The sequence below is a fragment of the Curtobacterium sp. PhB78 genome, from assembly GCF_003751685.1.
Taxonomy (GTDB): domain Bacteria; phylum Actinomycetota; class Actinomycetes; order Actinomycetales; family Microbacteriaceae; genus Curtobacterium.
The window spans coordinates 488295-510989 of sequence record NZ_RKIA01000001.1 but is presented as its reverse complement, the minus strand read 5'-3'; the positions used below and the strand labels follow the sequence as shown (position 1 = coordinate 510989).

Here is a 22695-nt window from a genome sequence, read left to right as displayed (position 1 = left end):
GTGAGCACCACCGACACCCCGGACACGATGCACATCGGCGAGCTGGCGGACCGTGCCGGCATGTCCCTGCGGACGATCCGCCACTACGACGAGGTCGGGCTGCTCGTGCCGAGCGGCCGCACCACGGGCGGGTTCCGGGTCTACACCGCGCAGGACCTGGACCGGCTGCTCGTGATCCGCCGCATGAAGCCACTCGGGTTCACGCTCGACGAGATGGCGGACCTGCTGCGGGTCGTCGATGCGCTGGCGGCGAAGGACCCCGACGACGAGCCCGCGCTGGCTGCACGCCTCGACGAGTACCTCGACGATGCCCGGGCCCGGCACGCCAAGCTCGTCGAGCGCGCCGGCATGGCCGAGGAGTTCATCGGCACCCTGGGGTCACTCCGTGCTTCGCTCCCCTGACACCCCGCTGTCCTCGGCGAGCACCCGAGCCCGCATGCGCTGCCGCTCGAGCTCGAGCTTCAGCTCTCCTTCTTCGACGTGCAGCTGCCAGTCGATAGCTCCTCGTTGCGCCCAGTCCCACATGCTCTCGCCGGGCGCAGGACCGATGTGCGGCCGCTCGGCAGGAGCCGCTTCCTTCCGTACCAGTTCTCGCCAAGCACGACGCAGACGAGTCGTCATCACGGTCTCCTCTTCTCGATGAACAGTTCCGCCAGCACCCTTGCAGCGGGTTCTTCTCCGGCGGGTACTTTCTGCATGTCGTACATCGCCTGTGCCAGATTGCGTCCGATCTCGCGACGTCCGACCTCGCTCGCGGTGATCAGGTCGAAGACCACCGTCAGCCGCGTCCAGTAGCGGTCCCGCTGCTCGCGCGCGACGTCCCGCCGCCACCGGATGACCGCCCACAGCCCACCGACGAACGCCGCGAGCAGCGTGAACGCCGCCGTGCACAGCGCTGCTGCCACGACCGCGACCGCCGCAGGCGGCCAGGTCGCGAGCTCCCCCGTCCCCGTCCCCACCCGGTCCCCCTCTCGTCTCGCGACCCGGCCACGTCGAGAACGCTACGGACCCACTCGACGCCCCACGGGCCTCCCGGTCAGACCTGTGGACGACGCCGGAAGCGAGCCGCCCTGTGGAGGAAAACACCCTGCGGACCGACGCCGCCGGACGCAGACGGTTAGACTCGACCACCGTGATCGAACGCACCCGCATCGCCGACCTCGCTGCCCTCCCCGACGGCCCCGTCTCCGTGGCCGGATGGGTCGAGACCGTCAGAGACCAGAAGAAGGTGCAGTTCGTCGTCCTCCGCGACGAATCCGGCGCCGTCCAGCTCGTGAACCCCGCTACGCGCGAGGCCGAGGACGGTGACGACGCCGCCCAGGCCGCGCTCGCCACCACCACCGAGATCTCGGCCCTCGCCCACGGCACCTTCATCCACGCCACCGGCACCCTGAAGCACGACGAGCGCGTCAAACTCGGCGGGCTCGAGGTCAAGGTCGGCACGCTCGAGGTGGTGAGCGCCGCGATCCCGGAGACCCCGATCGCCGACGACTCGTCGCTCGACAAGCGGCTCGACTGGCGCTTCCTCGATCTGCGCAACCGCAAGCAGAACCTCATCTTCCGCATCCAGACGACCCTGGAGCACGCGTTCCGCACCTACTGGGTGGACCGCGACTACATCGAGATCCACACCCCGAAGCTGATGGCGTCGGCGTCCGAGTCGCGCGCCGAGCTCTTCCAGCTCGAGTACTTCGAGACGACCGCCTACCTGGCGCAGTCGCCGCAGAACTTCAAGCAGATGGCCCAGCCGGCCGGCTTCGGCGCCGTGTTCGAGATCGCCGACGCGTTCCGCGCGGACCCCTCCTTCACGAGCCGCCACGCGACCGAGTTCACGAGCGTCGACGCTGAGTTCTCGTGGATCGAGTCCCACGAAGACGTCATGGCGATGCACGAAGAGGTCCTGGTCGCCGGCATCACCGCGGTCAAGGAGAAGTACGGCAAGGACATCGAAGAGGTCTTCGGCTTCGAGCTGCAGGTCCCCGCGACGCCGTTCCCCCGCGTGACCCTGGCCGAGGCCCGGAAGATCGTGGCCGACAGCGGCCACGACGTCGTCCGCGCCGACGGCGACCTGGACCCCGAGGGTGAGCGCCGCGTTGCCGCCTGGGCGAAGGAGCACCACGGTTCGGAGTTCGTGTTCGTCACCGAGTACGACGCCTCGATCCGGCCGTACTACCACATGCGCAAGCCGGGCGACCCGTCGCTCACGAACAGCTACGACCTCATCTTCAACGGCGCGGAGATCTCCACGGGCGCACAGCGCGAGCACCGCGTCGACGTGCTCGAGGCGCAGGCCGTCGAGAAGGGCCTCGACCCCGAGGAGCTCGGCTGGTACCTCGACTTCTTCCGCTACGGCGTGCCGCCGCACGGTGGGTTCGGCATGGGCCTCGCGCGCGTGCTCATGCTCATGTTGGGTGAGCCGTCCATCCGCGAGGTCACGTACCTCTTCCGTGGACCGACGCGCCTGACCCCGTAGTCACATCGCGCGGCGCCCCGCGCGAGCGCACATGGTGAACAGAAATGGTCGCCTCCCGATGCGGGAGGCGACCATTTCTGCTCACGAAGCGCCGCAGCGCACGCAGCGCCGGGGGCGGGACGGGAGGCCCGGCTCAGCTCTGCCAGTCGATGGCAGCCCGCCCCGTGACCAGTCCACGGATCTCGGCTGCGGCAGCCTGGTGGTCCGGGTGCACCTGGTACTCGTCGAGTCCGGCGAGGTCGTCGAACGACGCGACGACGGCGACGTCGCTGTTCTTCTCCGGGTAGGCGACGTTCTCGACGACCTCGAGCGAACGGATCGACCCAATGGTGCCGGTCAGGCCGGTCAGGAGTTCACGGATCCGGGCGATGGTCGCGGCGCGGTCGAGGTCTTCGCGCAGGGTCCAGGCGACGACGTGGGAGATCATGCGGGGGAACCGGCCTTCTCGAGGGCACGTGCGAGCCGGTCGGCGTCGACGTGCCAGTTGCTGTGGACGCGCCCGTCGACCAGCACGACGGGGATGTCCTCCGCGTACTCCTGGCGGAGGGCGTCGTCGTCGAGGATCGAGCGTTCCTGCAGGGTCGCGCCGGGGTGTTCGGCGACGACGCGTTCGACCACGGGCCGTGCGTCGTCGCAGAGGTGGCATCCGGGCTTCGTCAGGAACGTCACTGCGGGCATGGCTCAAGCGTAGCCCGCGGTCCGCATCCCCTGGGGAATGCGAAAGCCCCGGCGAACCGGGGCTTGACGCTGCAGGCTCGGGGCCTACTTCTTGTTGCGACGCTGGTGGCGCGTCTTGCGAAGCAGCTTGCGGTGCTTCTTCTTCGCCATGCGCTTGCGACGCTTTTTGATGACAGAACCCATGTGGACCTCGCTCGGACTGTGCTGATGTATCGGACACCGGGCCGTCGAGACCGCGGAAAATCAACCCGGCCGAGTCTACCGGAGGGCTGACGCGATGTCGAACGCGCCCGGAACGGACGGGTGTGCGCTCAGCCGACGTCTGCGATGCCGCCGCGCAGCACGTCGGCGACGGCTGACTCGGGGACACGGAAGGACCGGCCGAAACGGATGGCGGGGAGCTCACCGGCGTGGACCATGCGGTACACGGTCATCTTCGAGACACGCATCATCTCGGCGACCTCAGCGACGGTGAGGAAGCGCACGTCGTCGAAACTGCCGGTCATGATCCGCCTTCGGTGGCTCGCACGCGATCCGCGCACGGGTTTGGTGTGACCTGTGTGGTCACTGGCAACTGTAGAGGCGCGTGCGACCCAGTGTCCAGGCTCAGTCTTCGTCGCCGCGGCGGGTGAAGCGCTTGCGGCTGCGGTCGACGACACGCTCCCAGCCCTGCTGCGCACCGGAGATCGCCGCGGTGGCCCGGTAGGACGCCTCGGCCATGACACGCCCGAGCTCGGTCCCGACCTCGACGGTGGTCTTGCCGGCAGCACCGTTCCGGCGGACGGACACGGGCTGACCGTCGGGGGTCCAGGCCGTGGTCGCGGGCATGCCGTCGGCGTCGACCGCGCCGGTGAACGGCAGGACCCAGTCCTCCAGCGACACGAGCGGTTCCGGGTCGAGCCGGTAGAAGCGGTGCTGCCCTTCTTCACGGCTGGTGACGAGTCCGATGTCGCGCAGGACCCGGAGGTGCTTCGACACCGTCGGCTGGCTGACGCCCAGTCGTTCGACCAGTTGCCCGACGCTGAGTTCCCCGCCGGTGACGTCCGATCCGTACGCGGCGAGGAGGGTCCCGAGCAGCTCGCGCCTCGTGGGGTCCGCCACGACGGAGAAGATGTCGGCCATGCGGGCAAGGCTAGCCGGGGCACCACGGATGTACCATGACGAACCGTCCCGGCCCATGTCCTCGGAGGCATACGATGCTCGACCGTACCGAGCCGCTCCCGCGGCACGTGACCGTCACCCGACGACGCGGCGGACGGATCGCGACGGTCCTGCGCTCGTCGCCGTCACGTCTGGCGATCCTGGTGTTCGTCGCCCTCATCTTCGTGTTCACAGCGCTGTTCATGACCCCGTGGGCGGCAGCCGACGGGACCGGCACGCACTTCTCCGACGCGCTGTTCACGGCGGCGTCGGTGGTCTGCGTCACGGGCCTCGCGACCGTCGACATGGCCACGCACTGGTCGGTGTTCGGCAAGGTCCTCGTGGTGATCGGGACGCAGATCGGTGCGGTGGGCGTCCTGACCTTCGCGTCGATCCTCGGGCTCTTCGTGACCCGCAAGCTCGGGCTCCGCGCGAAGCTGATGGCCGCCGGCGACTCGAACCCGCTCCGCACCCACCACGGGGCGGTCCCCGAGGGGCAGGCCGTCCGCCTCGGCGAGGTCGGCACCCTGCTCGCCACGGTCGCGGTGAGCACCCTGTCGATCGAGATCGTCCTCGGCCTGCTGCTGCTGCCGTCCGTGCTGATCGCCGGCATGCCGTTCTGGACCGCGGTCGGTGACTCCTTCTACTACGCCGCCATGGCGTTCACGAACACGGGCTTCTCGCCGAACGCGGACGGCCTCGACCCGTTCGCCCACGACTACTGGTTCCTGACGCTCCTGATGATCGGTGTCGTCGCAGGGTCGATCGGCTTCCCGGTCATCCGCACCCTGACGAAGCAGCTCCGCACGCCGCGCCGCTGGCCCATCCACGTCAAGCTCACGCTGGCCACGAGCGCCGTCCTGCTCATCGGCGGTGCGATCGTCTACACCGCGCTCGAGGCGTCGAACCCGACGACCTTCGGCGAGGAAGGGGCCGGCCGGACCGCGTTCCAGGCCCTCTTCCTGTCGACGATGACCCGGTCCGGTGGCTTCTCGCTCGTCGACTTCGACCAGCTGAACGGCTCGAGCCTGCTCGTCACCGACATGCTCATGTTCATCGGCGGCGGGTCGGCCTCGACCGCCGGCGGCATCAAGGTCACGACGCTCGCCGTGCTGTTCCTCGCCGCGGTCGCCGAGGCCCGGGGGCGGCAGAGCATGGAGGCGTTCGGCCGCCGCATCCCGAGCGACGTGCTGCGGGTCGCGGTCGCCATCGTGCTCTGGGGGGCGACGATCGTGGCCGTCGCGACCGTGGTGCTCCTGCAGATCACGGACGATTCGCTCGACCGTGTCCTGTTCGAGGTGATCTCGGCGTTCTCCACCAGTGGGCTGTCCTCGGGTGTCTCCGCGAACCTGCCCGAGTCCGGCAAGTACGTCCTGGCCGCCACCATGTTCCTCGGCCGGGTCGGTACAGTGACCATCGCCGCAGCCCTGGCCGCGAGTCAGAGCCGGCAACTGTTCCGCCGTCCCGAGGAGAGGCCGATCGTTGGCTGACCGAACCCGTCCCCCGCACCCGATGGGTGCGATCAGTCACGACGCACCCGTGCTCGTCATCGGCCTCGGCCGGTTCGGCGCCGCCACCGCCGGTCAGCTCGAACGGCAGGACCGCGAGGTGCTGGTCGTCGACACCGACCCGGGCCTGGTGCAGAAGTGGTCGGACCGGGTCACGCACGCCGTGCAGGCCGATGCGACCGACATCGACGCCCTGCGCCAGATCGGTGCGCAGGACTTCGCGATCGCGGTCGTCGGCACGGGCAGCGACCTGGAGTCGAGCGTGCTGATCACCGCGAACCTGGTCGACCTCGGCATCCCGCAGATCTGGGCGAAGGCCATCAGCCGGTCGCACGGCACGATCCTGTCCCGCATCGGCGCGAACCACGTCGTCTACCCGGAGCGCGAGGCCGGCGAGCGCACGGCGCACCTGGTGTCCGGGCGCATGCTCGACTTCATCGAGTTCGACGACGACTTCGCGGTGGTGAAGATGTTCCCGCCGCGGGCGGTGCGCGGCAAGGACCTCGCGACCACGGTGATCCGCACGCGGTTCGGCCTGACGGTGCTCGGCATCAAGCCGCCGGGCAGCCCGTTCGTGCCTGCGACGCCGGAGAGCATCATCGGCGAGAACGACGTGATCATCGTCTCGGGGTCCGAGACGGACCTGGAGCGCTTCGCCGCCTACGAGTAGTCCCGACCGCGGCTACGACGCCGCGATCTCCTCCGCGCGAGCGATCGCCGCGCGCGACGCGCGCAGGAACGTGTCGGCCAGGTCGGCGTCCTGCAGCACCGCGACGGCCCGCTCGGTGGTGCCCTTCGGGCTCGTGACGGCACGCCGCAGGTCTGCGGGTCCGCGATCCGACCGGTCGAGCAGCTCGACGGCACCCCGGAGCGTGCCCTGCACCATCGCGGCCGCCTGCTCGGGGGCGAAGCCGAGCGCCTCGGCGGCACGCTGCCACTCCTCGACGAGCAGGAAGACGTAGGCCGGGCCCGAGCCGGACACCGCCGACAGGGCGTCGAGCTGCGCCTCGGGCACCTCGAGCACCCGTCCTGACGCCGTGAACACCGACGACGCGAGCGCGACGGCCTCGGCGTCCGCCGATGCCCCGGCGCTGATCCCGGTGACGCCGTGGCCGACGCCGATCGGCGTGTTCGGCAGCGCACGGACGACGCGGACCCCGGCCGGCACCCGCGCCTCCATGCTCGCGGTGGTGGTGCCGACCGCCACGCTGACCAGCACCGCACCGGGCTCCAGGTCGGCGGCGACCTCGTCGAGCAGGTCCGCGATCACGTACGGCTTCACACCGACGACGACGAGTGCCGCGCCACGGACGGCCGAGCGGTTCGCGTCGGGGTCGGTGTCGCTCGCGGTGGCGTCGAGCCCGCGCTCCCGATGGGCGGCCGCCGACGCCTCGGACTTCGTCGTGAGGGTCACGGTCGCCGGGTCGAGTCCGGCGGCGAGCAGGCCGTCGAGGACCGAGCCGGACATGGAGCCGACGCCGAGCAGGGCGGTACGGGGCAGGTCGATCGTCATGCTCCCGACCCTACCGACCGCCCTCGCCTAGGATCGTCTTCCAGATCGGGAGAAGGGGACAGCTGTGAGCGCTTCAGGAGGCACGAAGGCGATCCTCGCCGCACTCGGTGCGAACGTCGGCATCGCGATCGTGAAGTTCGTCGCGGCGGCGATCAGCGGGTCCGCGTCGATGCTGGCCGAGGGCGTGCACTCCCTGGCCGACTCCGCGAACCAGCTCCTCCTGCTGCTCGGTGGTCGCCGGGCGCGCCGCGCTGCCGACGAGGAGCACCCGTTCGGCTACGGCCGCGAGCGCTACGTCTACGCCTTCGTCGTCTCGATCATCCTGTTCTCCGTCGGCGGCGTCTTCTCGCTCTACGAGGGCATCGAGAAGCTCGCCCACCCGCACCCGCTCGAGAACTGGTGGCTGCCGCTCGTCGTGCTCGTCATCGCGATCGGGCTCGAGGGCTTCTCGCTCCGCACCGCGCTGAAGGAGGCCCGCCCGCAGAAGGGCACGCTCAGCTGGGTCCAGTTCGTCCGCCGCGCCAAGGCCCCGGAGCTGCCCGTCGTCATGCTCGAGGACACCGCGGCACTGCTCGGCCTGGTGTTCGCACTCTTCGGCGTCGGGCTGACCGCGATCACCGGCAACGGGGTCTTCGACGCGATCGGCACGATCTTCATCGCCGCCCTGCTCATCGCCGTCGCGGTCGTCCTGGGCATCGAGACGAAGAGCCTCCTCGTCGGGGAAGGCGCGACCGCCGCCGACGTCGAGCGGATCAAGCACGCGGTGCTCGACGGCCCGGAGGTCGACTCGATCATCCACATCAAGACCCTGTACCTGGGTCCGGACGAGCTGATGGTCGGCGTGAAGGTCGCCGTCGACGGCGACCGCCGCCTGGGGGACGTCGCCGCGGGCATCGACACGGTCGAGCAGCGGGTGCGCTCCGCGGTGCCGATCGCCCGGGTCATCTACGTCGAGCCCGACGTGCTCCGCACCGGTCCGCGCCCGCCGACCGAGGCGATCGTCATCCTCGCCGCAGACTGAAGAACGCGTCGAGCAGCGCGGCGCACTCGCGTTCGAGCACGCCGCCGACGACCTCGGAACGGTGCGGCAGCCGGCGGTCCCTGGCGATGTCGTAGACGCTGCCGGTCGCGCCCGCCTTCGGGTCCCAGGCGCCGAACACGACCCGCGGCACGCGTGCGGCCAGGATCGCCCCGGCGCACATCGGGCACGGTTCGAGGGTCACGACGAGCGTGTGCTCGTCGAGGTGCCAGTCCCCCGTGACCGCGGCGGCCGCGCGGAGCGCGAGCACCTCGGCGTGGGCGGTCGGGTCCTGCAGCGCCTCGCGCTCGTTCCGGCCGACGGCGACGACGACGCCGTCGCGGTCGAGCACCACCGCGCCCACGGGCACGTCGCCGGTCGCCAGGCAGGCCCGGGCCTCGTCGAGCGCGCGCTCCATCGCCGGGACGAACGGACGGGCAGCGGGCGCTTCCACGGGACCTCCAGGTGGTCGGCAGCACGGTAGGCTCGACCCTATGCGAGTCCACGTCGCCGACCACCCGCTCATCACCCACAAGCTCTCGGTGCTCCGCGACCGGACCACACCCTCCCCCACGTTCCGCGCCCTGACCGAAGAGCTCGTCACGCTCCTCGCGTACGAGGCCACGCGGAACGTCCGGGTCACCGCGACGCCCATCGACACCCCCGTGGCGCACACCATGGGCGTCTCGATCGCCAAGCCGCGTCCGCTCGTCGTCCCGATCCTGCGTGCCGGCCTCGGCATGCTCGAAGGGATGGTCAAGCTCGTGCCGACGGCCGAGGTCGGGTTCCTCGGCATGGCCCGCAACGAGGAGACGCTCGAGCCGCAGACCTACGCCGAGCGCCTGCCCGACGACCTGTCCGGCCGTCAGTGCTTCGTGCTCGACCCGATGCTGGCCACCGGCGGGACCCTCGCCGCTGCCATCGACTTCCTGTTCGCGCGCGGTGCCGAGGAGATCACCTGCGTGTGCATCCTCGGTGCGCCGGAGGGGCTCGCCATGGTCGAAGAGGCCGTCGGCGACCGCAACGTCTCGATCGTCCTCGGTGCCCTCGACGAGAAGCTCGACGAGAACGGGTACATCGTCCCCGGTCTCGGCGACGCCGGCGACCGCCTCTACGGTCTGGCCGAGTAGGCAGTCGACGTCACCGACGATCGACGGGAGGCCCGTGGCGACACCGCCACGGGCCTCCCGTCGTCCGTCAGCCCGGTCCACCGCCACCCGTGCGCGGAACGCACCGTCTGCTCGGACGGTTGACACCACCTTGGTATACCGCCGATACTCGTCCCATGACTGCAACCGTGTCCACCCGCGTCCTCTCCGAGGTCCAGGGGACTGCCGGCATGATGATGCCGGTCGCCGTCATGCGTTGTCGAATGTGTGCCTGATCGGCACCCGTTCCAGCCGGATCCCCCGCGACACCACCCCGGTCGCGAGCGTGTGATCCCCGGGTGACGGACACCGTCGGCGACGCGCACCACGTCACGAGGTCTGTCTCCCGTTCCCCCGGGTCCGCCCCGGTCCGCAGCAGGACCGCAGGGCACATCGGCATCCAGCCGTACCCGGGTCGACGCATTCGACACCGCCGCCAGCGCCACACGCGCACCGGCCACATCGCCCGGAGAACCACCATGTCGCTCACCATCGCCCAGCCCCGCACCGCGCTCCGCACCGCCGCTCCGGCGCCGACCGACCTCGGGACGGTCACCCCGATCCGTCCGCGTCCCGCGACGCCGGCCACGACCGGGCAGACGAGCGTGCCGACCAGCCCGGTCGTCGCACCGCAGCGCAACCGCTCCCTGCCCGAGGGCACCGAGGCCCGTGGCTTCGCGCTCTACGTCGGGATCGACGAGGCGAAGGCGGCAGCGGCCGGTACGACGCTCGCAGCCGTCGTCGAGCAGCTGAAGGCACTGACCGCGCAGCTGGTGCCGAACTCGGAGACCTATGCTGCCGTCGCCGTCGCCGCGGAGCAGTCCGGTGGCCGTGACGTCGACGTCGTCCGACTGGCCCTGCAGGACCGGTCCGCGGTCGCCGCCCGCAAGCAGGCCGAGAAGCCCGAGCCGGAGGAGACCGGGGTCGTCATCGACATCTCCCGCAAGCGCGTCACGCTCGACGGCGACGCAGCTCCCCTGACCTACAAGGAGTTCGAACTCCTGCAGTTCCTGGTGCTGCGCGAGGGCCAGACGGTGGACCGCTCGGCCATCATCGACGGCCTGTGGTCGGACGGCGAGGACGAGACCCCGAACGAGCGCACCATCGACGTGCACGTGCGCCGGCTCCGCTCCAAGCTCGGCGCGTTCGAGGAGATCGTCCGCACCGTCCGCGGCGTGGGCTACCGGTTCGACCGGCACGCCGACGTGGCCGTGCGCTACGCCTCGACGCCCTCGCCCGACCTCTTCTGATCCTGATCGGTCGCTCTTGGTGAACTCGCAGCGAACGACGCACGCGGAGGCTAGCGCGCCGTTACCGCTTCGTTATACAGTCGGTGGTGCAGACGGTGTTTGCTGTGGCACCGCCTGCGGAATGTGATTGCAGGAAACTCTTGGTGCAAGGGAGAGGGCCGGTCGCTCGGAAGAGCGGCCGGCCCTCGTGCATGTCCGAGCGCGTGCATGTCGAACCCGCGCCTGTCGGGGGCCGTCGGTAGTGTGGACGGACCGTCCGACCAGAGGGGAGCGCCATCGTGAGCGAGTCACGCCGCAGCGAGAAGGCGACCGCCGTCGCCGCCTGGGAATCACTGTTCCGCGCCCAGGTCACCGTGATGCGGAGCCTCAACGCGGATTTCCCCGGCGGCGAGATCTCCTTCAACGAGTACGACGTCTGCTTCAACCTGTCGACGCAGCCCGGTCGACGCTGCCGCATGCGTGACCTCACCGGCCACCTGCTCCTCACCCAGCCGAGCGTGAGCCGTCTGGTCGATCGCCTGCTCGCCCGCGGGATCGTCGAGAAGCAGCCGGATCCGTCCGATGCCCGCGGCGTCATCGTGGCGCTCACCCCGCACGGGTTCGACGTCTACCGCCAGGTGGCCGTGCAGCACGCGGCGAGCATCGCGCAGCAGGTCGGCGCCGGACTGTCCGACGCCGAACTCCGCACCCTCACCGAGCTCTGCACGAAGCTGCGCCTCGCGGTCGGCACCGCCCCGAGCCGACGGGCCGTCACGCGGTCGGTCTCCGAGTCGGACCCGGCACCGGTGTGACCGGCGCACTGGTCTGGCTCCGCGACGACCTGCGACTGGCCGACAACCCCGCACTGCGTGCTGCGATCGACCACGGCGGCGACGTCACGGTGGTCTACGTCCTCGACGACGAATCCCCCGGCATCCGTCCCACCGGCGCCGCCAGCCGCTGGTGGCTCCACCACTCACTCACCGCGCTGGACGGCGAACTGCGTGATCGTGACTCGCGCCTGGTGCTGCGTCGGGGTGCGGCCGCCGCGGTGATCGACGCCCTCGTCGCCGACACCGGTGCCGACGCCGTGTTCTGGAACCGTCGGTACGGTCCGGCCGAGCGCGAGGTCGACGCCGGCATCAAGAGTGCCCTGCACGACCGCGGCATCGACGCGCACAGCTTCGCGGCGAGCCTGCTCTGGGAACCGTGGACCGTCCGCACCGGACAAGGCGAGCCGTACAAGGTGTTCACCCCGTTCTGGCGCGCTGCCCAGGCGATGCCGGAACCACGGCACCCGCTCCCGAAGCCCCGCGACCTGCCCGCCCCGGCCCGGGTCGCGAGCGACGACCTGAGCCAGTGGAACCTGCTGCCGACCCGTCCCGACTGGGCCGGCGGACTCCGCGACGCCTGGGAGCCCGGCGAGCACGGCGCACACCAGCGGCTCGAGCACTTCGTCACCCACGCGCTCGAGGACTACGACCAGCGCGACGAACCCGCCATGGCCGCCACGAGCGACCTGTCCCCTCACCTGCGCTGGGGCGAGGTCAGCCCGTACCAGGTGTGGCACCGGTTGCACGGAGCACTCGAGCCCGAGCAGCGCCAGAACGCCTCCGCCTTCCTGCGACAGCTGGCGTGGCGCGAGTTCAACTGGAACGAGTACTTCCACTGCGAGGACATCACGACGGTGAACGTGCGTCGCGAGTTCGACGCCTTCCCGTGGCGGGACGCCCCGGCTGCCGAGGTCGACCGGTGGCGCACCGGGACGACCGGGTTCGACCTCGTCGACGCCGGCATGCGCGAGCTGTGGCACTCCGGCGCCATGCACAACCGCGTCCGGTTGGCGACCGCGAGCTTCCTCGTCAAGAACCTGCTCGTCGACTGGCGGGTGGGCGAGCAGTGGTTCTGGGACACCCTCGTCGACGCCGACTCCGCCAACAACGCCGCGAACTGGCAGTGGGTCGCCGGGTCGGGCTTCGACGCGGCGCCGTACTTCCGGGTGTTCAACCCCGACCGGCAGCTCGAGCGCTTCGACCCGCACCGCGAGTACGTGCACCGGTGGGTGCCGTCGGAGGAACTCCGGCCCGAGCCGATGGTCGACCTCAAGGCGACCCGGCAGCGCGCGCTCGACGCGTACGCCGAGATGCGTCGGTCATGAGCCCGTGGGACACCGCCGTCGCGCAGGTCGACGCGCTCTTCCGTGACCGTGTCGACCGTGGCGTCGCACCGAGCAGTGTGTGGGGCGTCTTCGACCGGACCGGCCTCGTCGCCTCCGGGGGCCACGGCGATCGCGGCGACGGGCAGCGGCCGGACGCCGACACCGTCTACCGGATCGCATCGTGCACGAAGAGCGTCACCGCGGCGACGCTGCTGACGCTGGTGTCCGACGGTCGGCTGGACCTCGACGCGCCGATCACCGTGTTCGTCCCGGCGTTCGGCGCGGTGCCCCTGCCCACACCGGACTCCCCCGTGCCGACCGTGCGGATGCTGCTGACCATGTCGGCCGGCTTCCCCACCGACGACCCCTGGGCGGACCGGCAGGAGTCGATCAGCGACGCCGAGCTCGACGACGTCCTGCGCGGTGGGCTGTTGTTCGACTCGGTGCCGGGCACCCGGTTCGCGTACTCGAACCTGGGCTACGCCCTGCTCGGGCGGGTCGTCGCCGTCGTCACCGACCGTCCGTTCACCGAGGCAGCACGTGACACCGTGCTCCGACCGCTCGGTCTCGACCACACGGTGTTCAGCGCGGCCGAGGCGCAGGGACCGGTCGTCACCGGGTTCCGCCCGCACGACGGCGACTGGGAGCCCCTGCCGATGACCGGCCCGGGTGCGTTCTCGTCGATCGGCGGCCTGTTCTCCACCGTCCGCGACCTCGCACGGTGGGCGACGCACCTCGGGTCGGCGTCCTCCGATGCTCCGGAACCCGGCCCGGTCTCCCCCGCCGACCGCCGGCTCATGCAGCAGGCGATGCGGGTCGTGCCGTCGTCCGTCGTCCCCGGCTCGTCACGCGCCACGGCGTACGGCTTCGGGCTGTTCGTCGAACAGGACGACCGGTTCGGCGAACTCGTCTCGCACTCCGGCGGCTACCCGGGGTTCTCGGCACACATGCGCTGGTCCGCGCAGACCGGTCTCGGTGTCGTCGCGTTCGAGAACGCCACGCAGGCGAAGGTCTCCGCCGCTGCCCAACAGGCACACGACCTGCTCCTGGACGCAGCGCGTCCGGCGGCGTCCGACGGGCACGGCGACACGACGACCGGACCGGTGCGCCGCCCCGGCGCCGAGCCGACCGTCCGGGCGACGCGAGCGGCGCAGGCTGCCGTGACGGGCCTCCTGGCCGACTGGCAGGACGCCGTGGCGGACGCGGTCTGCACGCCGAACGTGGCGATGGACGTCCCCTACGACCGACGCCGGCGGGCGATCGCGGCGGCGGTGGCCGAGGTGGGTGCCGACCTGAGCGCCGCTCCCGTCGCGGAGCAGTCGTCGACGCCGTCGCATCTGCGGTGGTGGCTCCTCGGCACCTGCGGGCGGTTGCGCGTCGAGATCAGGCTCGCCCCTGGCGCGGCAGGACGCGTCCAGACCCTCACCGTCGTGGCGGAGCCCGCCGAGCACTGACACACCGGACCGCACGCGACGGGCCGGCCAGGTCCGTGTCGGTACCGGTCTGACGACTGCCCGTCACACCGGTGGGCGACCCCCCACGAACCCGAGTGCTCGGGCCGCCACGCGCGTGCCCTCACGTGCAGCCGCTCCGACGCGCACGGGATCGGTCGCCCAGGCACGCACGAAACCCGCGGCGAACGCGTCACCGGCGCCGACGGTGTCGACGACCGTGGCCGGCGTCGCGGGGACGCGGTGCACGCTCCGTCCGCGTCGCCCCACCAGCACGCCGTCGGCGCCCACCGTGACCACCACGAGCGGCACGTGCTCGGTGAGTCGCCGCACCGCGTCGTCGAGGTCGGTCGTCCCGGTCAGTTCGAGGGCCTCCTGCCGGCCGGGGAAGAGGACGTCGACGCCGACGAGGGCCTCGAGAAAGGCGGGGGCACCGACCGACCGGACGATCGCTGCCGAGGACGGGTCGAGCGACACCCGGGCAGATCCCGTCCGGGCGCGGGCGACCAGGGACGCGATGCGGGCGGCGCCGCCACCGAGCGTCGCGTGCCCGGTCAGGTGCACGATGTCCGCGCGTCGGGCCACGGCCTCGGGGACGTCGGCAGCCGTGAGCTTGCCGCTCGCGGCCGGGTCGGACATCGCCGTGCGGCCGCTGTCGTTGCGCACGGACACCACGACCCCGGTGGAGGTCATCGCGTCGTAGCGCAGGTGCGGGCGGACACCGGCGTCCTCCAGCGAGCGCTCGTGCCGGTAGATGTCGTCGACGCCGACCCGCGCGACGAGGTCCACCTCGGCACCGAGCCAGCCGAGCCAAGCGGCGGTGTTGCCGGCGGCACCCGTCGGTCGGTGGCGGATCACGGCGGCGGGGTCGTGCACCCCGATGGTGTGCGCGGTCGTCTGCACGAGCATGCCGTCCAGGACGTCGCCGATGACCAGGAACCGTTTTCCGGCGCCACGACGGCGGCCCGCGACCACCCGTCCGGCACGGGTCCCCTCGGGCTGCGACACGGGCACGGAGGCCTCTTGCGGCATGGACATCTGCTCCAGTGTACGGGGAACCGAGTAAAGCTCCGTTTTCGGGCCCGCACGGACCCTCATCGTGGTGGCCAATCGCACTGTCCGACCGGTAACATACGCAATGCCACCATGTGGCGGGTCGTGTGCCCGCCACCGACGATCCGACGGAGATGCCATGCCCCGGAAGCCCGACCCGACGCTCAAGCCGGCGATCCTCGAGAAGGTCACCCTGCACCTGCTGGACACCAAGCTCGAGGACGTCTCGGTCCGCAGCCTCGGGCGCATCCTGGGCACCAGCGCGTACCCGATCGTCTACCACTTCGGCTCCCGCGACGCCCTCATCGACTCCGTCGTCGTGCACCTGGCCGACACGGTCTGCCACGCTGCGCTCGATCCCGCTGCAGACCGCTCCGCCCTCGCTGACTACTTGGTGACCAGCTTCGGTCGCCTCGACGACCCGCACCGAGCACTCGCGGCCCGGCTCACCTTCGAGCTCGGGTCCGTCGAGGCGATGGACAGCCGGGTCCGGCAACGCGGTCTGCACCGGGACCACGTGGCAGCGGTCGCCGCGTGGTGCCTCGCACACGGCTACGACGCCGAGGCCGCCGACCGCGTCGCACGCGACGCCGTGACGACTGCCCGCGGTGCCCAGTGGACCGCGATCGTCGACCGCGAGCGCGCCGACACCGACGCCGCGCTCCGGGCGATCGCCGACCGGCTCGCCGCCGGCGCGGCAGTCACCGCGGGGTGATGCACGAACGGGAGGCACGGTGCCAGCTGGCACCGTGCCTCCCGTTCGTCCGTCGGTCGCGTCACGCGACCCGCGGTCGGTGGATCAGAGCGTCACGAACGACTGCGACTTCGCGTTGGCGAAGCGCGCCGCGACGTTCTCCCAGTCGACGATGTTCCAGACGGCCTTCACGTAGTCCGCCTTGACGTTGAGGTAGTCGAGGTAGAAGGCGTGCTCCCACATGTCGAGCAGGAAGATCGGCACGAGGCCGAACGGCACGTTGGCCTGCTGGTCGAACAGCTGGAACGTGGTCAGCTTCTGGCCGACGGTGTCCCAGGCCAGGACGGCCCAGCCGGAGCCCTGGATGCCGTTCGCGACGGCGGCGAACTGCGCCTTGAAGGTGTCGAACGAGCCGAAGAACTCGTCGATCGCCGCGGCGAGCTCGCCCTCGGGGACCTTCGTGTCCGGGCCGAGGTTGGTCCAGAAGATCGAGTGGTTGACGTGGCCACCGAGGTGGAACGCCAGGTCCTTCTCGAGCTTGTTGATCGCACCGAAGTTGCCCGACTCGCGCGCTTCACCGAGCTGCTGCAGCGCGGTGTTCGCTCCGGTCACGTAGGCCTGGTGGTGCTTGTCGTGGTGCAGCTGCATGATCTTGCCGCTGATGTGCGGCTCGAGTGCGGCGTAGTCGTACGGCAGCTCCGGCAGGGTGTACTCAGCCATGTGAGGTCCTTTCGATCAGTGGGTTGCGGATGGGATTCCGCGGCTCACGAGAGCCGGGAACGATCGGTGAGGGAGTGGAATTCCCGGTTGTGGTAGACCAGCGGCTCGCCGTGCTCGAGGCCGACGACGATGTCGAGGACCTCGGCGACGACGACGGTCGAGCTGCCGATCGGGGTCGTGGAGAGCGGGCGACACCGCAGCGCGCTCGCGGCACTGGGCAGGTAGCGGTCACCCGAGGGCAGCGTGCCCCAGATCGGGTCGTCGGCGGTCGGGCTGCCGGTCGAGGCGAACCGCCGGGCGAGCGCCACGCTGAGCGAGTCGACCAGGTGCACGACGAAGACCGGGGCACCGAGCACGACACCGGCGGACCCGGAGTTCGTGGACAGCGAGAAGACGAGGACCGGCGGGTCCACAGCCACGCTCGCGACGCTCGAGGCGGTGAGTCCGGTCGGACCGTCCGGTCCCTCGGCGGTGATGACGGCGACGCCGGCCGGGTGCCCGCGGAACGCGGACTTGTACGCTTCGGCGATGTTCGCCGGGGCTTCGTCGGGCATGGTGTTCGTCGTCGTTCCTTCGCGCGGGGGTGTGCCGTCACTGGGCGGGCATGTCCCAACGTATGACCTGAACCATGGTTGAGGTCAACGATTCACAGGTTCGACGGCTCCCGGGCGCGCCGTGGCGATGGCTTCGTGAGCAGAAATGGTCGGGTCGCGTGGCGCAACCCGACCATTTCCGCTCACGAAGCGACGCGCGTCAGCGGCGCTTGAGCATGACGACGGCGCCTGCGGCAGCGATCACCATGAGCACCGCGGCGACGCCGGCCGTGATCGTCACGCCGGAGTCGAACGCCGCCCGCGCCGATTCGAGGAGCGCCTGGCCGGCACCGCCACCGAGGGACGACGCGGCGGACACCGCACCGCCGAGCGTCTCCTGCGCAGCGGTGTGCGCGGTCGAGCTCAGCCCGCCGGGCACCACGACGTGCGCCCGGTAGGTGGTCGCCAGGATCGTGCCGAGGACGGCCGTACCGAGCACCGCACCGATCTCGTACGCCGTCTCGGACATCGCCGACGCCGCACCAGCCTTGTCCGCCGGTGCGGTCGAGATGATGAGGTCGTTCGTGACGGTCTCGGACGCACCGATCCCGATGCCGAGCAGCACGAACGCGAAAGCCAGCGCCGCGATCGACGCGTGGTGTCCGAGGACCGCCACGAGGGCGTACGCCGCGGCGGAGAACAGCAGGGACACCGACACGACCCAGCGCGGTGCGACCCGTGCGACGACCGGCACCACCGCGAGGCCGGCGACGATCGTGAGCACCGATCCGGGGATGAGCACGACGCCCGAGGCGAACGGATCGAGCCCCGCCACGAGCTGCAGGTGCTGCGCGATGAAGAACAGGAAGCCGGTCAGCGAGAACATCGCCATCAGGTTCATGAGCACGCTGCCGGTGAACGCCGTGCTGCGGAACAGGCGCAGGTCGAGCATCGGCGTGCGGGACCGCAGCTGCCGGCGGACGAACGCGATGCCGCAGACGACCCCGACGGCGAGCATCGCGACCGCGAACCCGCGCTCCTCCGGGTGCACGAACGACTTGATCGCCCAGGCGATCGGCGCCAGCGCACCGAGGGACAGGAACATGCTCGGCACGTCGACCGGCCCCGGCATCGGGTCGCGCGACTCCGGCACGCAGAACGGGACGCCGACGAGCATGAGCACGAGGATCGGCACCGCGACCAGGAAGACGCTGCCCCAGTGGAAGTGCGCGAGCAGCGTGCCACCGACGAGCGGACCGAGGGCGTTGCCGGCCGCGAACATGGTCGACCACACGGCCAGCGCCATCCGCCGCTCCCCCGCGTCGACGAAGACGTTGCGGATGATCGAGAGCGTCGCGGGCATGAGCATCGCCCCGAACACCCCCATCGCGATCCGTGCGGCGACGAGCATCCAGGCGTCGGTCGCGAAGGCAGCGGCGACGGAGAACAGCGCGAAACCGGTGGCCCCGATCACCAGGATCCGACGGCGGCCGATGCGGTCACCGATGCTGCCCATCACGACGAGCAGCCCGGCCAGGACGAGCGGGTACGCGTCGACGATCCAGAGCTGCGTGGTGGCGTCCGGGTTGAGCGCACGACTGATCGACGGCAGCGCGAAGCTCAGCACGGTGTTGTCCACCGAGATGAGCAGCACCGGCAGCATCAGCACGGCGAGCGCGAGGAACCGTCGGGCGCGGCTGCCGGTGACGCGGGTGGCGATGGGGCTGGTGAGCAGTGCGGACACGGCGGACTCCTGGGACTTCGAGCCGGACCTGGTCGACGGCGGGCGGTGCGTGGGGCAGACGAGACGGGACGCGGGATGGACACGCGCCCCGTCAGGACTCCGTCAGTGTACCGTCTGGACGGTTATGGTTGCAAATGCAACCAACAGGCGGACGGGAGGCCCGTGGCGGGCTCGCCACGGGCCTCCCGTCCGACGGCTGGTCCCGCCCAGGGCGGGAGGCTGGGGCGACGGCCCGACCTGCGTCCGGTGCCGGGGTTCCGGTGCCGGGGTTTCGGTGCCGGGGTTTCGGTGCCGGGGTTTCGGTGCCGGGGTTCCGGTGCCGGAGTTCCACAACACGCCGCGTGGTCTCCGCCCGGGTTCCGATGTCGGGCGGCCTGCGCGCCGACATGCCGAGATTTCGGAACCTCGGGGGCGGGCTGGGCCGGCGGGGCGGGGCGGGGCGGGGCAGGGCTGGGCCGGCGAGGCGGGGCGTGCGGGCCGGCCGCCGTCAGGCGGAGTCGCGGACCAGCAGACTGTGGCGCACGGTGCGCTGCACTGCGGCGCCGTGCCGCGGCAGCTCACCGGCGAGCATGCCGAGCGCGAGCGTGAGGGCCTCGCGCGCGACGGCGTCGAGGTCGACCGCCAGGGTCGTCAGCATCGGCGACACGAGAGCGCCGAGCGGCAGGCCGTCGACGCCGACGACCCGGACCTCACCAGGGACGTCGACGCCCGCGCGGCGGCAGGCCTGCAGCACGCCGAGCGCCATCACGTCGTTGAAGGCCAGGATCGCGTCGAGTCGCCGCTTCCGAGCCAGGATCCGCACCGTCTCGTCGGCACCGCACTCGGCGGTGCCGTGCGGCGCGTGCACGAGCTCCGGCAGGTAGCCGCGGCGGCGCAGCGCGTCCAGCATGAGCAGCCCGCGCGCACTCGTGTGGTCCGGCGACGAGTTGTCGAGCACGACCGGGTGCCGCACCCCGGTCGCCACCAGGTGGTCGGCGAGGGTTTCGATCGCGTCGGCGGGGTCGATCCACACCGCTGCCGTGGGCGGGTCGGATGACGGGTCGAGCTCGACCATCGGCACGTTGCCGAGGAGCTCGCTCCACCGGTGCCGGCGCGAGCCGAGGTAGCCGATGACCACGTCGGTCTGCGCGCCGAGCGCCTGGACCATCCGGTCGGCGTCACTCGCCAGGTCGACGTCGGCGAGCATGACGTTCCACCCCTGCTCGGCAGCGAGCCGGAACACGGCGGACGCGAGCTGGGGCGTGTACGGGTTCCGCAGGTCGTTCACGACGAGCCCGAGCTGGTGGTCGCCGCCGGTCACCAGCCCGCGGCCGAACCGCGACGGCCGGTAGTCGAGCGACGCCGCGACGGCGAGCACCCGTTCCTTCGTGGTCGCGCTGATGCCGGACATGCCGTTCATCGCGCGGGTGACGGTCTGCCGGGACACCCCGGCGGCCGCGGCGACGTCGATGATCGTCGCGCGGCCGCCGGAGTGCGGGCCGTCCGGTGGCGACTGGGTCAGTCGCGGAGGTCCAGCCATGCCACCTGTTCCGGGGTGAGGTCGACGGAGAGGCCCGTCATGGACGATCGGGCTTCCGCGATCGTACGCGGTCCGAAGAGCGGGAACGTCGGGAACGGCTGGTTCAGCACGTACGCCAGGGCGATCGCCGTGGCGGGGACGCCGAACCGGTCGCCGAGCTCCCGCGCGCGACGGAGCCGCTCGAAGTTCTCGTCGCTGTAATAGCAGCGGACGAGTTCGGCATCGCTGGTGTCCTCCGGCGTCGCGCGGCCGGTGAAGAAGCCACGAGCCTGCGACGACCACGGCAGCAGCGGGACCTGACGCTCCTCGAGCCACGCCTTCGACGCGGCGTCGGTCGCGTGCTCGCAGCCGTCCCACGGCACGTCGTAGGCCTCGGCCAGGCCGAAGTGGTTGCTGAGGACCTCGAACTCGTGCTTGCCGTTCGCCCGTGCGTAGGCGTTGGCCTCGTCGAAACGTGCCGGCGTCCAGTTCGACCCGCCGTACACGCGGATGCGGCCGGCGCGGCGGTGCTCGTCGAGGACGTCGACGAACTCCCCCACCGGGATGTCCGGGTTGTCGCGGTGCATCATGTAGATGTCCGCGTAGTCGGTGCCCTGGCGCTCGAGGCTCTCGAGCAGCTGCTTCGTCAGGGACTCCGGGTCGCAGAACGGCGTGTGCGCACCCTTCGTGATGACGACAACGTCCTCGCGGATGCCGCGGTTCTGGATCCACTTGCCGAGCCGACCCTCGAGCACACCGCCGCCGTAGATGTAGCCGGTGTCGAAGACGTTGCCGCCCTGCTCGACGAACAGGTCGAAGATCGCGCTGGCGTGGGCGAGGTCGGGCTGGTTGTCGACGCCCATCACCAGGCGCGACAGCCGCTTGCCGACACCCGGGATCTCGCCGTACTGCATGGGGTTGCCGTCCTGCACCCGGAGCGGCCGACCGCTCACGGTGGGGATGTCGGCGGACTCAGCCTCGAACGGGTAGCGCAGGCCGATCGCGGCGCGCCACTTGTCGAGGGTGCGGGCGGTCGCGAGCGACTCGTCGATCGTCATCTGTGCTGCCTCGACCGCACCGGCACGCAGGGCGTCGGTGGTGGCGTCGGCCTCACGTGCGTAGGGGTGCTCGCCGGCGAAGGACAGCGTGCGCGGATCCTCGTCGACGGTGTGCACCTCGATCGTCGGGTCGGCGCCGAGGGTCCACGGGTCGGCGAGCAGGAGGCGACCGCGCGTGCCGTACACCGCGACCGCGTTGTCGTCCTGCACGAAGACGCCGGTGCGGACGGACGCCGTGATGCCGCCGCGGTAGGTCAGCTGCGCGACGGTCCACTCGTCGACACCGGTCGGCCCGAGGGTGCCGGTGGCGGTGAGCTCCGTCGGCTCGGCGACGGCGACACCGGTCGCGGCCTGCACGATCGCGGCGGCCATCGTCACCGGGTACCCGCCGACGTCGAGGATCCCGCCGCCGGCCGTGTCGACGTCGAACAGTCGGCCGGTCCGCTCACCGGTCCGGAACGCGAACGAGGCGTCGATGTGCGTGACCTCGCCGATCACGCCGTCCCGCACGAGGTCGAGCAGTGCGGCGGTCTGCGGGTGGAAGCGGTACATGAACGCCTCGACCAGCGGCAGGCCGGCCTGGCGTGCGGCATCGGCGAGCGCCATGGCGGTGCCGTGGTTCGGGGCGAGGGGCTTCTCGCACAGGACGGCCTTGCCGGCCTCGAGCGCGGCGAGGACGAGCCGCGCGTGCCCGGTGTGCACGGTCGAGACGTACACGGCGTCGACGCGCGGGTCGGCGAGGACCTCGTCGTAGGTCGCAGCGGAGACGTCGGCGAACCCGAGCTGCGCGGCTTCGTCGGCGAAGGTCTGCGCCCGCTCGGTGGACGAGCTGCCGGCAGCCACCAGGGCACCACCGCTCGCGGGCAGCTGGGAGAGGAAGCGGCGGGCGATGCCCCCGGGGCCGAGGACGGCCCAGCCGGGGCGGTCGGCGACCGTCGGAGTCGGGGTGCTGGCGGTGTTCGCGGTCTGCGCTGACATGCGGATCCTTGTCGTCTCGTGAACCTTCACGGTCACGACGACGCTAGTGCCACACGCCCGGCGGATCAATGCGGAAGTGCTTGACACGGCGTGTCTCACAG

General features: G+C 71.1%; 26 protein-coding genes. 11 read left to right on the top strand and 15 right to left on the bottom strand.

Annotated elements, in window-relative coordinates; all coding sequences use genetic code 11:
• Positions 1–27: 27 nt before the first annotated feature.
• On the top strand, positions 28–402 hold the full coding sequence (locus EDF53_RS02585; RefSeq protein WP_111084475.1) for a MerR family transcriptional regulator: 375 nt from the start codon (positions 28–30) through the stop codon (positions 400–402).
• Here the strand turns inward: EDF53_RS02585 and EDF53_RS18925 are convergent.
• Positions 379–621, bottom strand: coding sequence for a hypothetical protein (locus tag EDF53_RS18925; RefSeq protein WP_148058252.1), 243 nt, complete (start codon positions 619–621; stop codon positions 379–381). The two genes, EDF53_RS02585 and EDF53_RS18925, sit on opposite strands and share 24 nt — an antisense overlap.
• A complete protein-coding gene (locus tag EDF53_RS02580) occupies positions 621–959 on the bottom strand; it encodes a hypothetical protein (protein WP_123292089.1) in 339 nt (112 codons plus the stop codon). Before EDF53_RS02580 ends, EDF53_RS18925 begins: the two co-directional genes overlap by 1 nt.
• Positions 960–1132: 173 nt before the next feature.
• On the opposite strand from EDF53_RS02580, the gene aspS reads away from it, so the two are divergent.
• Positions 1133–2473, top strand: coding sequence for an aspartate--tRNA(Asn) ligase (gene aspS, locus EDF53_RS02575; RefSeq protein ID WP_123292088.1), 1341 nt, complete (start codon positions 1133–1135; stop codon positions 2471–2473).
• A gap of 133 nt (positions 2474–2606) precedes the next feature.
• On the opposite strand, the gene EDF53_RS02570 is transcribed toward aspS, so the two are convergent.
• The 5 genes from EDF53_RS02570 to EDF53_RS02550 all read right to left on the bottom strand — a co-directional run bounded on the left by EDF53_RS02570 (position 2607) and on the right by EDF53_RS02550 (position 4273).
• A complete protein-coding gene (locus tag EDF53_RS02570; protein ID WP_123292087.1) occupies positions 2607–2900 on the bottom strand; it encodes a Dabb family protein in 294 nt (97 codons plus the stop codon).
• A complete protein-coding gene (locus EDF53_RS02565) occupies positions 2897–3151 on the bottom strand; it encodes a glutaredoxin family protein (RefSeq protein ID WP_123292086.1) in 255 nt (84 codons plus the stop codon). Before EDF53_RS02565 ends, EDF53_RS02570 begins: the two co-directional genes overlap by 4 nt.
• A gap of 84 nt (positions 3152–3235) precedes the next feature.
• A complete protein-coding gene (locus EDF53_RS02560) occupies positions 3236–3334 on the bottom strand; it encodes a 30S ribosomal protein bS22 (protein WP_003792170.1) in 99 nt (32 codons plus the stop codon).
• Between the two features lie 128 nt (positions 3335–3462).
• Positions 3463–3657: a helix-turn-helix domain-containing protein gene (locus tag EDF53_RS02555; protein WP_022902482.1), complete on the bottom strand. Its 195-nt coding sequence runs from the start codon at positions 3655–3657 to the stop codon at positions 3463–3465.
• Positions 3658–3757: 100 nt separating this feature from the next.
• Positions 3758–4273, bottom strand: coding sequence for a helix-turn-helix transcriptional regulator (locus tag EDF53_RS02550; protein ID WP_123292085.1), 516 nt, complete (start codon positions 4271–4273; stop codon positions 3758–3760).
• Between the two features lie 74 nt (positions 4274–4347).
• On the opposite strand from EDF53_RS02550, the gene EDF53_RS02545 reads away from it, so the two are divergent.
• Together EDF53_RS02545 and EDF53_RS02540 are read left to right on the top strand one after the other, a co-directional pair.
• On the top strand, positions 4348–5781 hold the full coding sequence (locus EDF53_RS02545; protein ID WP_123292084.1) for a TrkH family potassium uptake protein: 1434 nt from the start codon (positions 4348–4350) through the stop codon (positions 5779–5781).
• 22 nt (positions 5782–5803) lie between these two features.
• Positions 5804–6469 (top strand): TrkA family potassium uptake protein, encoded by a 666-nt coding sequence (locus EDF53_RS02540; protein ID WP_111084290.1) that lies wholly within the window; start codon positions 5804–5806, stop codon positions 6467–6469.
• Positions 6470–6481: 12 nt separating this feature from the next.
• Here the strand turns inward: EDF53_RS02540 and proC are convergent, their stop codons facing one another.
• Positions 6482–7312: a pyrroline-5-carboxylate reductase gene (gene proC, locus EDF53_RS02535; RefSeq protein WP_123292083.1), complete on the bottom strand. Its 831-nt coding sequence runs from the start codon at positions 7310–7312 to the stop codon at positions 6482–6484.
• A 64-nt stretch (positions 7313–7376) separates the two neighbouring features.
• On the opposite strand from proC, the gene EDF53_RS02530 reads away from it, so the two are divergent.
• Positions 7377–8333 (top strand): cation diffusion facilitator family transporter, encoded by a 957-nt coding sequence (locus tag EDF53_RS02530; protein WP_123292082.1) that lies wholly within the window; start codon positions 7377–7379, stop codon positions 8331–8333.
• On the opposite strand, the gene EDF53_RS02525 is transcribed toward EDF53_RS02530, so the two are convergent.
• Complete coding sequence (locus EDF53_RS02525) at positions 8314–8748, bottom strand: nucleoside deaminase (protein ID WP_123292335.1); 435 nt, start codon at positions 8746–8748, stop codon at positions 8314–8316. The genes EDF53_RS02530 and EDF53_RS02525 overlap by 20 nt on opposite strands.
• A gap of 76 nt (positions 8749–8824) precedes the next feature.
• Between EDF53_RS02525 and upp the strand changes: the two genes are divergently transcribed.
• From upp to EDF53_RS02500, 5 genes are all read left to right on the top strand, one after another.
• Positions 8825–9460, top strand: a complete 636-nt coding sequence (gene upp / locus EDF53_RS02520; RefSeq protein ID WP_111084293.1) for a uracil phosphoribosyltransferase — start codon at positions 8825–8827, stop codon at positions 9458–9460.
• A gap of 497 nt (positions 9461–9957) precedes the next feature.
• Positions 9958–10728 (top strand): winged helix-turn-helix domain-containing protein, encoded by a 771-nt coding sequence (locus EDF53_RS02515; RefSeq protein ID WP_123292081.1) that lies wholly within the window; start codon positions 9958–9960, stop codon positions 10726–10728.
• A 278-nt stretch (positions 10729–11006) separates the two neighbouring features.
• A complete protein-coding gene (locus EDF53_RS02510; RefSeq protein WP_111084295.1) occupies positions 11007–11519 on the top strand; it encodes a MarR family winged helix-turn-helix transcriptional regulator in 513 nt (170 codons plus the stop codon).
• On the top strand, positions 11516–12865 hold the full coding sequence (locus EDF53_RS02505; RefSeq protein WP_123292080.1) for a deoxyribodipyrimidine photo-lyase: 1350 nt from the start codon (positions 11516–11518) through the stop codon (positions 12863–12865). Before EDF53_RS02510 ends, EDF53_RS02505 begins: the two co-directional genes overlap by 4 nt.
• Entirely contained in the window at positions 12862–14319 is a 1458-nt protein-coding gene (locus EDF53_RS02500) for a serine hydrolase (RefSeq protein ID WP_123292079.1), read from the top strand. The genes EDF53_RS02505 and EDF53_RS02500 overlap by 4 nt, the downstream gene beginning before the upstream one ends.
• Before the next feature lie 63 nt (positions 14320–14382).
• Here the strand turns inward: EDF53_RS02500 and EDF53_RS02495 are convergent, their stop codons facing one another.
• Positions 14383–15354 carry a carbohydrate kinase family protein gene (locus EDF53_RS02495; RefSeq protein WP_185020913.1) on the bottom strand — a complete coding sequence of 324 codons (972 nt, stop codon included), beginning with the start codon at positions 15352–15354 and terminating at the stop codon, positions 14383–14385.
• 154 nt (positions 15355–15508) lie between these two features.
• Here EDF53_RS02495 and EDF53_RS02490 point away from each other — a divergent pair, with 154 nt between their 5' ends.
• Positions 15509–16084 carry a hypothetical protein gene (locus EDF53_RS02490; RefSeq protein WP_123292077.1) on the top strand — a complete coding sequence of 192 codons (576 nt, stop codon included), beginning with the start codon at positions 15509–15511 and terminating at the stop codon, positions 16082–16084.
• 84 nt (positions 16085–16168) lie between these two features.
• On the opposite strand, the gene EDF53_RS02485 is transcribed toward EDF53_RS02490, so the two are convergent.
• The 5 genes from EDF53_RS02485 to EDF53_RS02465 all read right to left on the bottom strand — a co-directional run bounded on the left by EDF53_RS02485 (position 16169) and on the right by EDF53_RS02465 (position 22594).
• Positions 16169–16783 carry a superoxide dismutase gene (locus tag EDF53_RS02485; RefSeq protein WP_111084300.1) on the bottom strand — a complete coding sequence of 205 codons (615 nt, stop codon included), beginning with the start codon at positions 16781–16783 and terminating at the stop codon, positions 16169–16171.
• Between the two features lie 44 nt (positions 16784–16827).
• A complete protein-coding gene (locus tag EDF53_RS02480) occupies positions 16828–17337 on the bottom strand; it encodes a flavin reductase family protein (protein ID WP_111084301.1) in 510 nt (169 codons plus the stop codon).
• A gap of 199 nt (positions 17338–17536) precedes the next feature.
• Positions 17537–19060, bottom strand: coding sequence for an MFS transporter (locus EDF53_RS02475; RefSeq protein WP_123292076.1), 1524 nt, complete (start codon positions 19058–19060; stop codon positions 17537–17539).
• 487 nt (positions 19061–19547) lie between these two features.
• On the bottom strand, positions 19548–20579 hold the full coding sequence (locus tag EDF53_RS02470) for a LacI family DNA-binding transcriptional regulator (protein ID WP_123292075.1): 1032 nt from the start codon (positions 20577–20579) through the stop codon (positions 19548–19550).
• Complete coding sequence (locus EDF53_RS02465; protein WP_123292074.1) at positions 20558–22594, bottom strand: aldo/keto reductase; 2037 nt, start codon at positions 22592–22594, stop codon at positions 20558–20560. The genes EDF53_RS02470 and EDF53_RS02465 overlap by 22 nt, the downstream gene beginning before the upstream one ends.
• Positions 22595–22695: the final 101 nt, after the last annotated feature.

Bases quoted from the DNA above. Each gene is read 5' to 3' on its own strand.
- EDF53_RS02585 (WP_111084475.1), top strand. From the start codon at position 28: ATGCACATCGGCGAGCTGGCGGACCGTGCCGGCATGTCCCTGCGGACG.
- EDF53_RS18925 (WP_148058252.1), bottom strand. From the start codon at position 621: ATGACGACTCGTCTGCGTCGTGCTTGGCGAGAACTGGTACGGAAGGAA.
- EDF53_RS02570 (WP_123292087.1), bottom strand. From the start codon at position 2,900: ATGATCTCCCACGTCGTCGCCTGGACCCTGCGCGAAGACCTCGACCGC.
- EDF53_RS02565 (WP_123292086.1), bottom strand. From the start codon at position 3,151: ATGCCCGCAGTGACGTTCCTGACGAAGCCCGGATGCCACCTCTGCGAC.
- EDF53_RS02560 (WP_003792170.1), bottom strand. From the start codon at position 3,334: ATGGGTTCTGTCATCAAAAAGCGTCGCAAGCGCATGGCGAAGAAGAAG.
- EDF53_RS02555 (WP_022902482.1), bottom strand. From the start codon at position 3,657: ATGACCGGCAGTTTCGACGACGTGCGCTTCCTCACCGTCGCTGAGGTC.
- EDF53_RS02550 (WP_123292085.1), bottom strand. From the start codon at position 4,273: ATGGCCGACATCTTCTCCGTCGTGGCGGACCCCACGAGGCGCGAGCTG.
- EDF53_RS02545 (WP_123292084.1), top strand. From the start codon at position 4,348: ATGCTCGACCGTACCGAGCCGCTCCCGCGGCACGTGACCGTCACCCGA.
- EDF53_RS02540 (WP_111084290.1), top strand. From the start codon at position 5,804: ATGGGTGCGATCAGTCACGACGCACCCGTGCTCGTCATCGGCCTCGGC.
- proC (WP_123292083.1), bottom strand. From the start codon at position 7,312: ATGACGATCGACCTGCCCCGTACCGCCCTGCTCGGCGTCGGCTCCATG.
- EDF53_RS02525 (WP_123292335.1), bottom strand. From the start codon at position 8,748: ATGGAGCGCGCGCTCGACGAGGCCCGGGCCTGCCTGGCGACCGGCGAC.
- upp (WP_111084293.1), top strand. From the start codon at position 8,825: ATGCGAGTCCACGTCGCCGACCACCCGCTCATCACCCACAAGCTCTCG.
- EDF53_RS02515 (WP_123292081.1), top strand. From the start codon at position 9,958: ATGTCGCTCACCATCGCCCAGCCCCGCACCGCGCTCCGCACCGCCGCT.
- EDF53_RS02500 (WP_123292079.1), top strand. From the start codon at position 12,862: ATGAGCCCGTGGGACACCGCCGTCGCGCAGGTCGACGCGCTCTTCCGT.
- EDF53_RS02495 (WP_185020913.1), bottom strand. From the start codon at position 15,354: ATGTCCATGCCGCAAGAGGCCTCCGTGCCCGTGTCGCAGCCCGAGGGG.
- EDF53_RS02490 (WP_123292077.1), top strand. From the start codon at position 15,509: ATGCCCCGGAAGCCCGACCCGACGCTCAAGCCGGCGATCCTCGAGAAG.
- EDF53_RS02485 (WP_111084300.1), bottom strand. From the start codon at position 16,783: ATGGCTGAGTACACCCTGCCGGAGCTGCCGTACGACTACGCCGCACTC.
- EDF53_RS02480 (WP_111084301.1), bottom strand. From the start codon at position 17,337: ATGCCCGACGAAGCCCCGGCGAACATCGCCGAAGCGTACAAGTCCGCG.
- EDF53_RS02470 (WP_123292075.1), bottom strand. From the start codon at position 20,579: ATGGCTGGACCTCCGCGACTGACCCAGTCGCCACCGGACGGCCCGCAC.
- EDF53_RS02465 (WP_123292074.1), bottom strand. From the start codon at position 22,594: ATGTCAGCGCAGACCGCGAACACCGCCAGCACCCCGACTCCGACGGTC.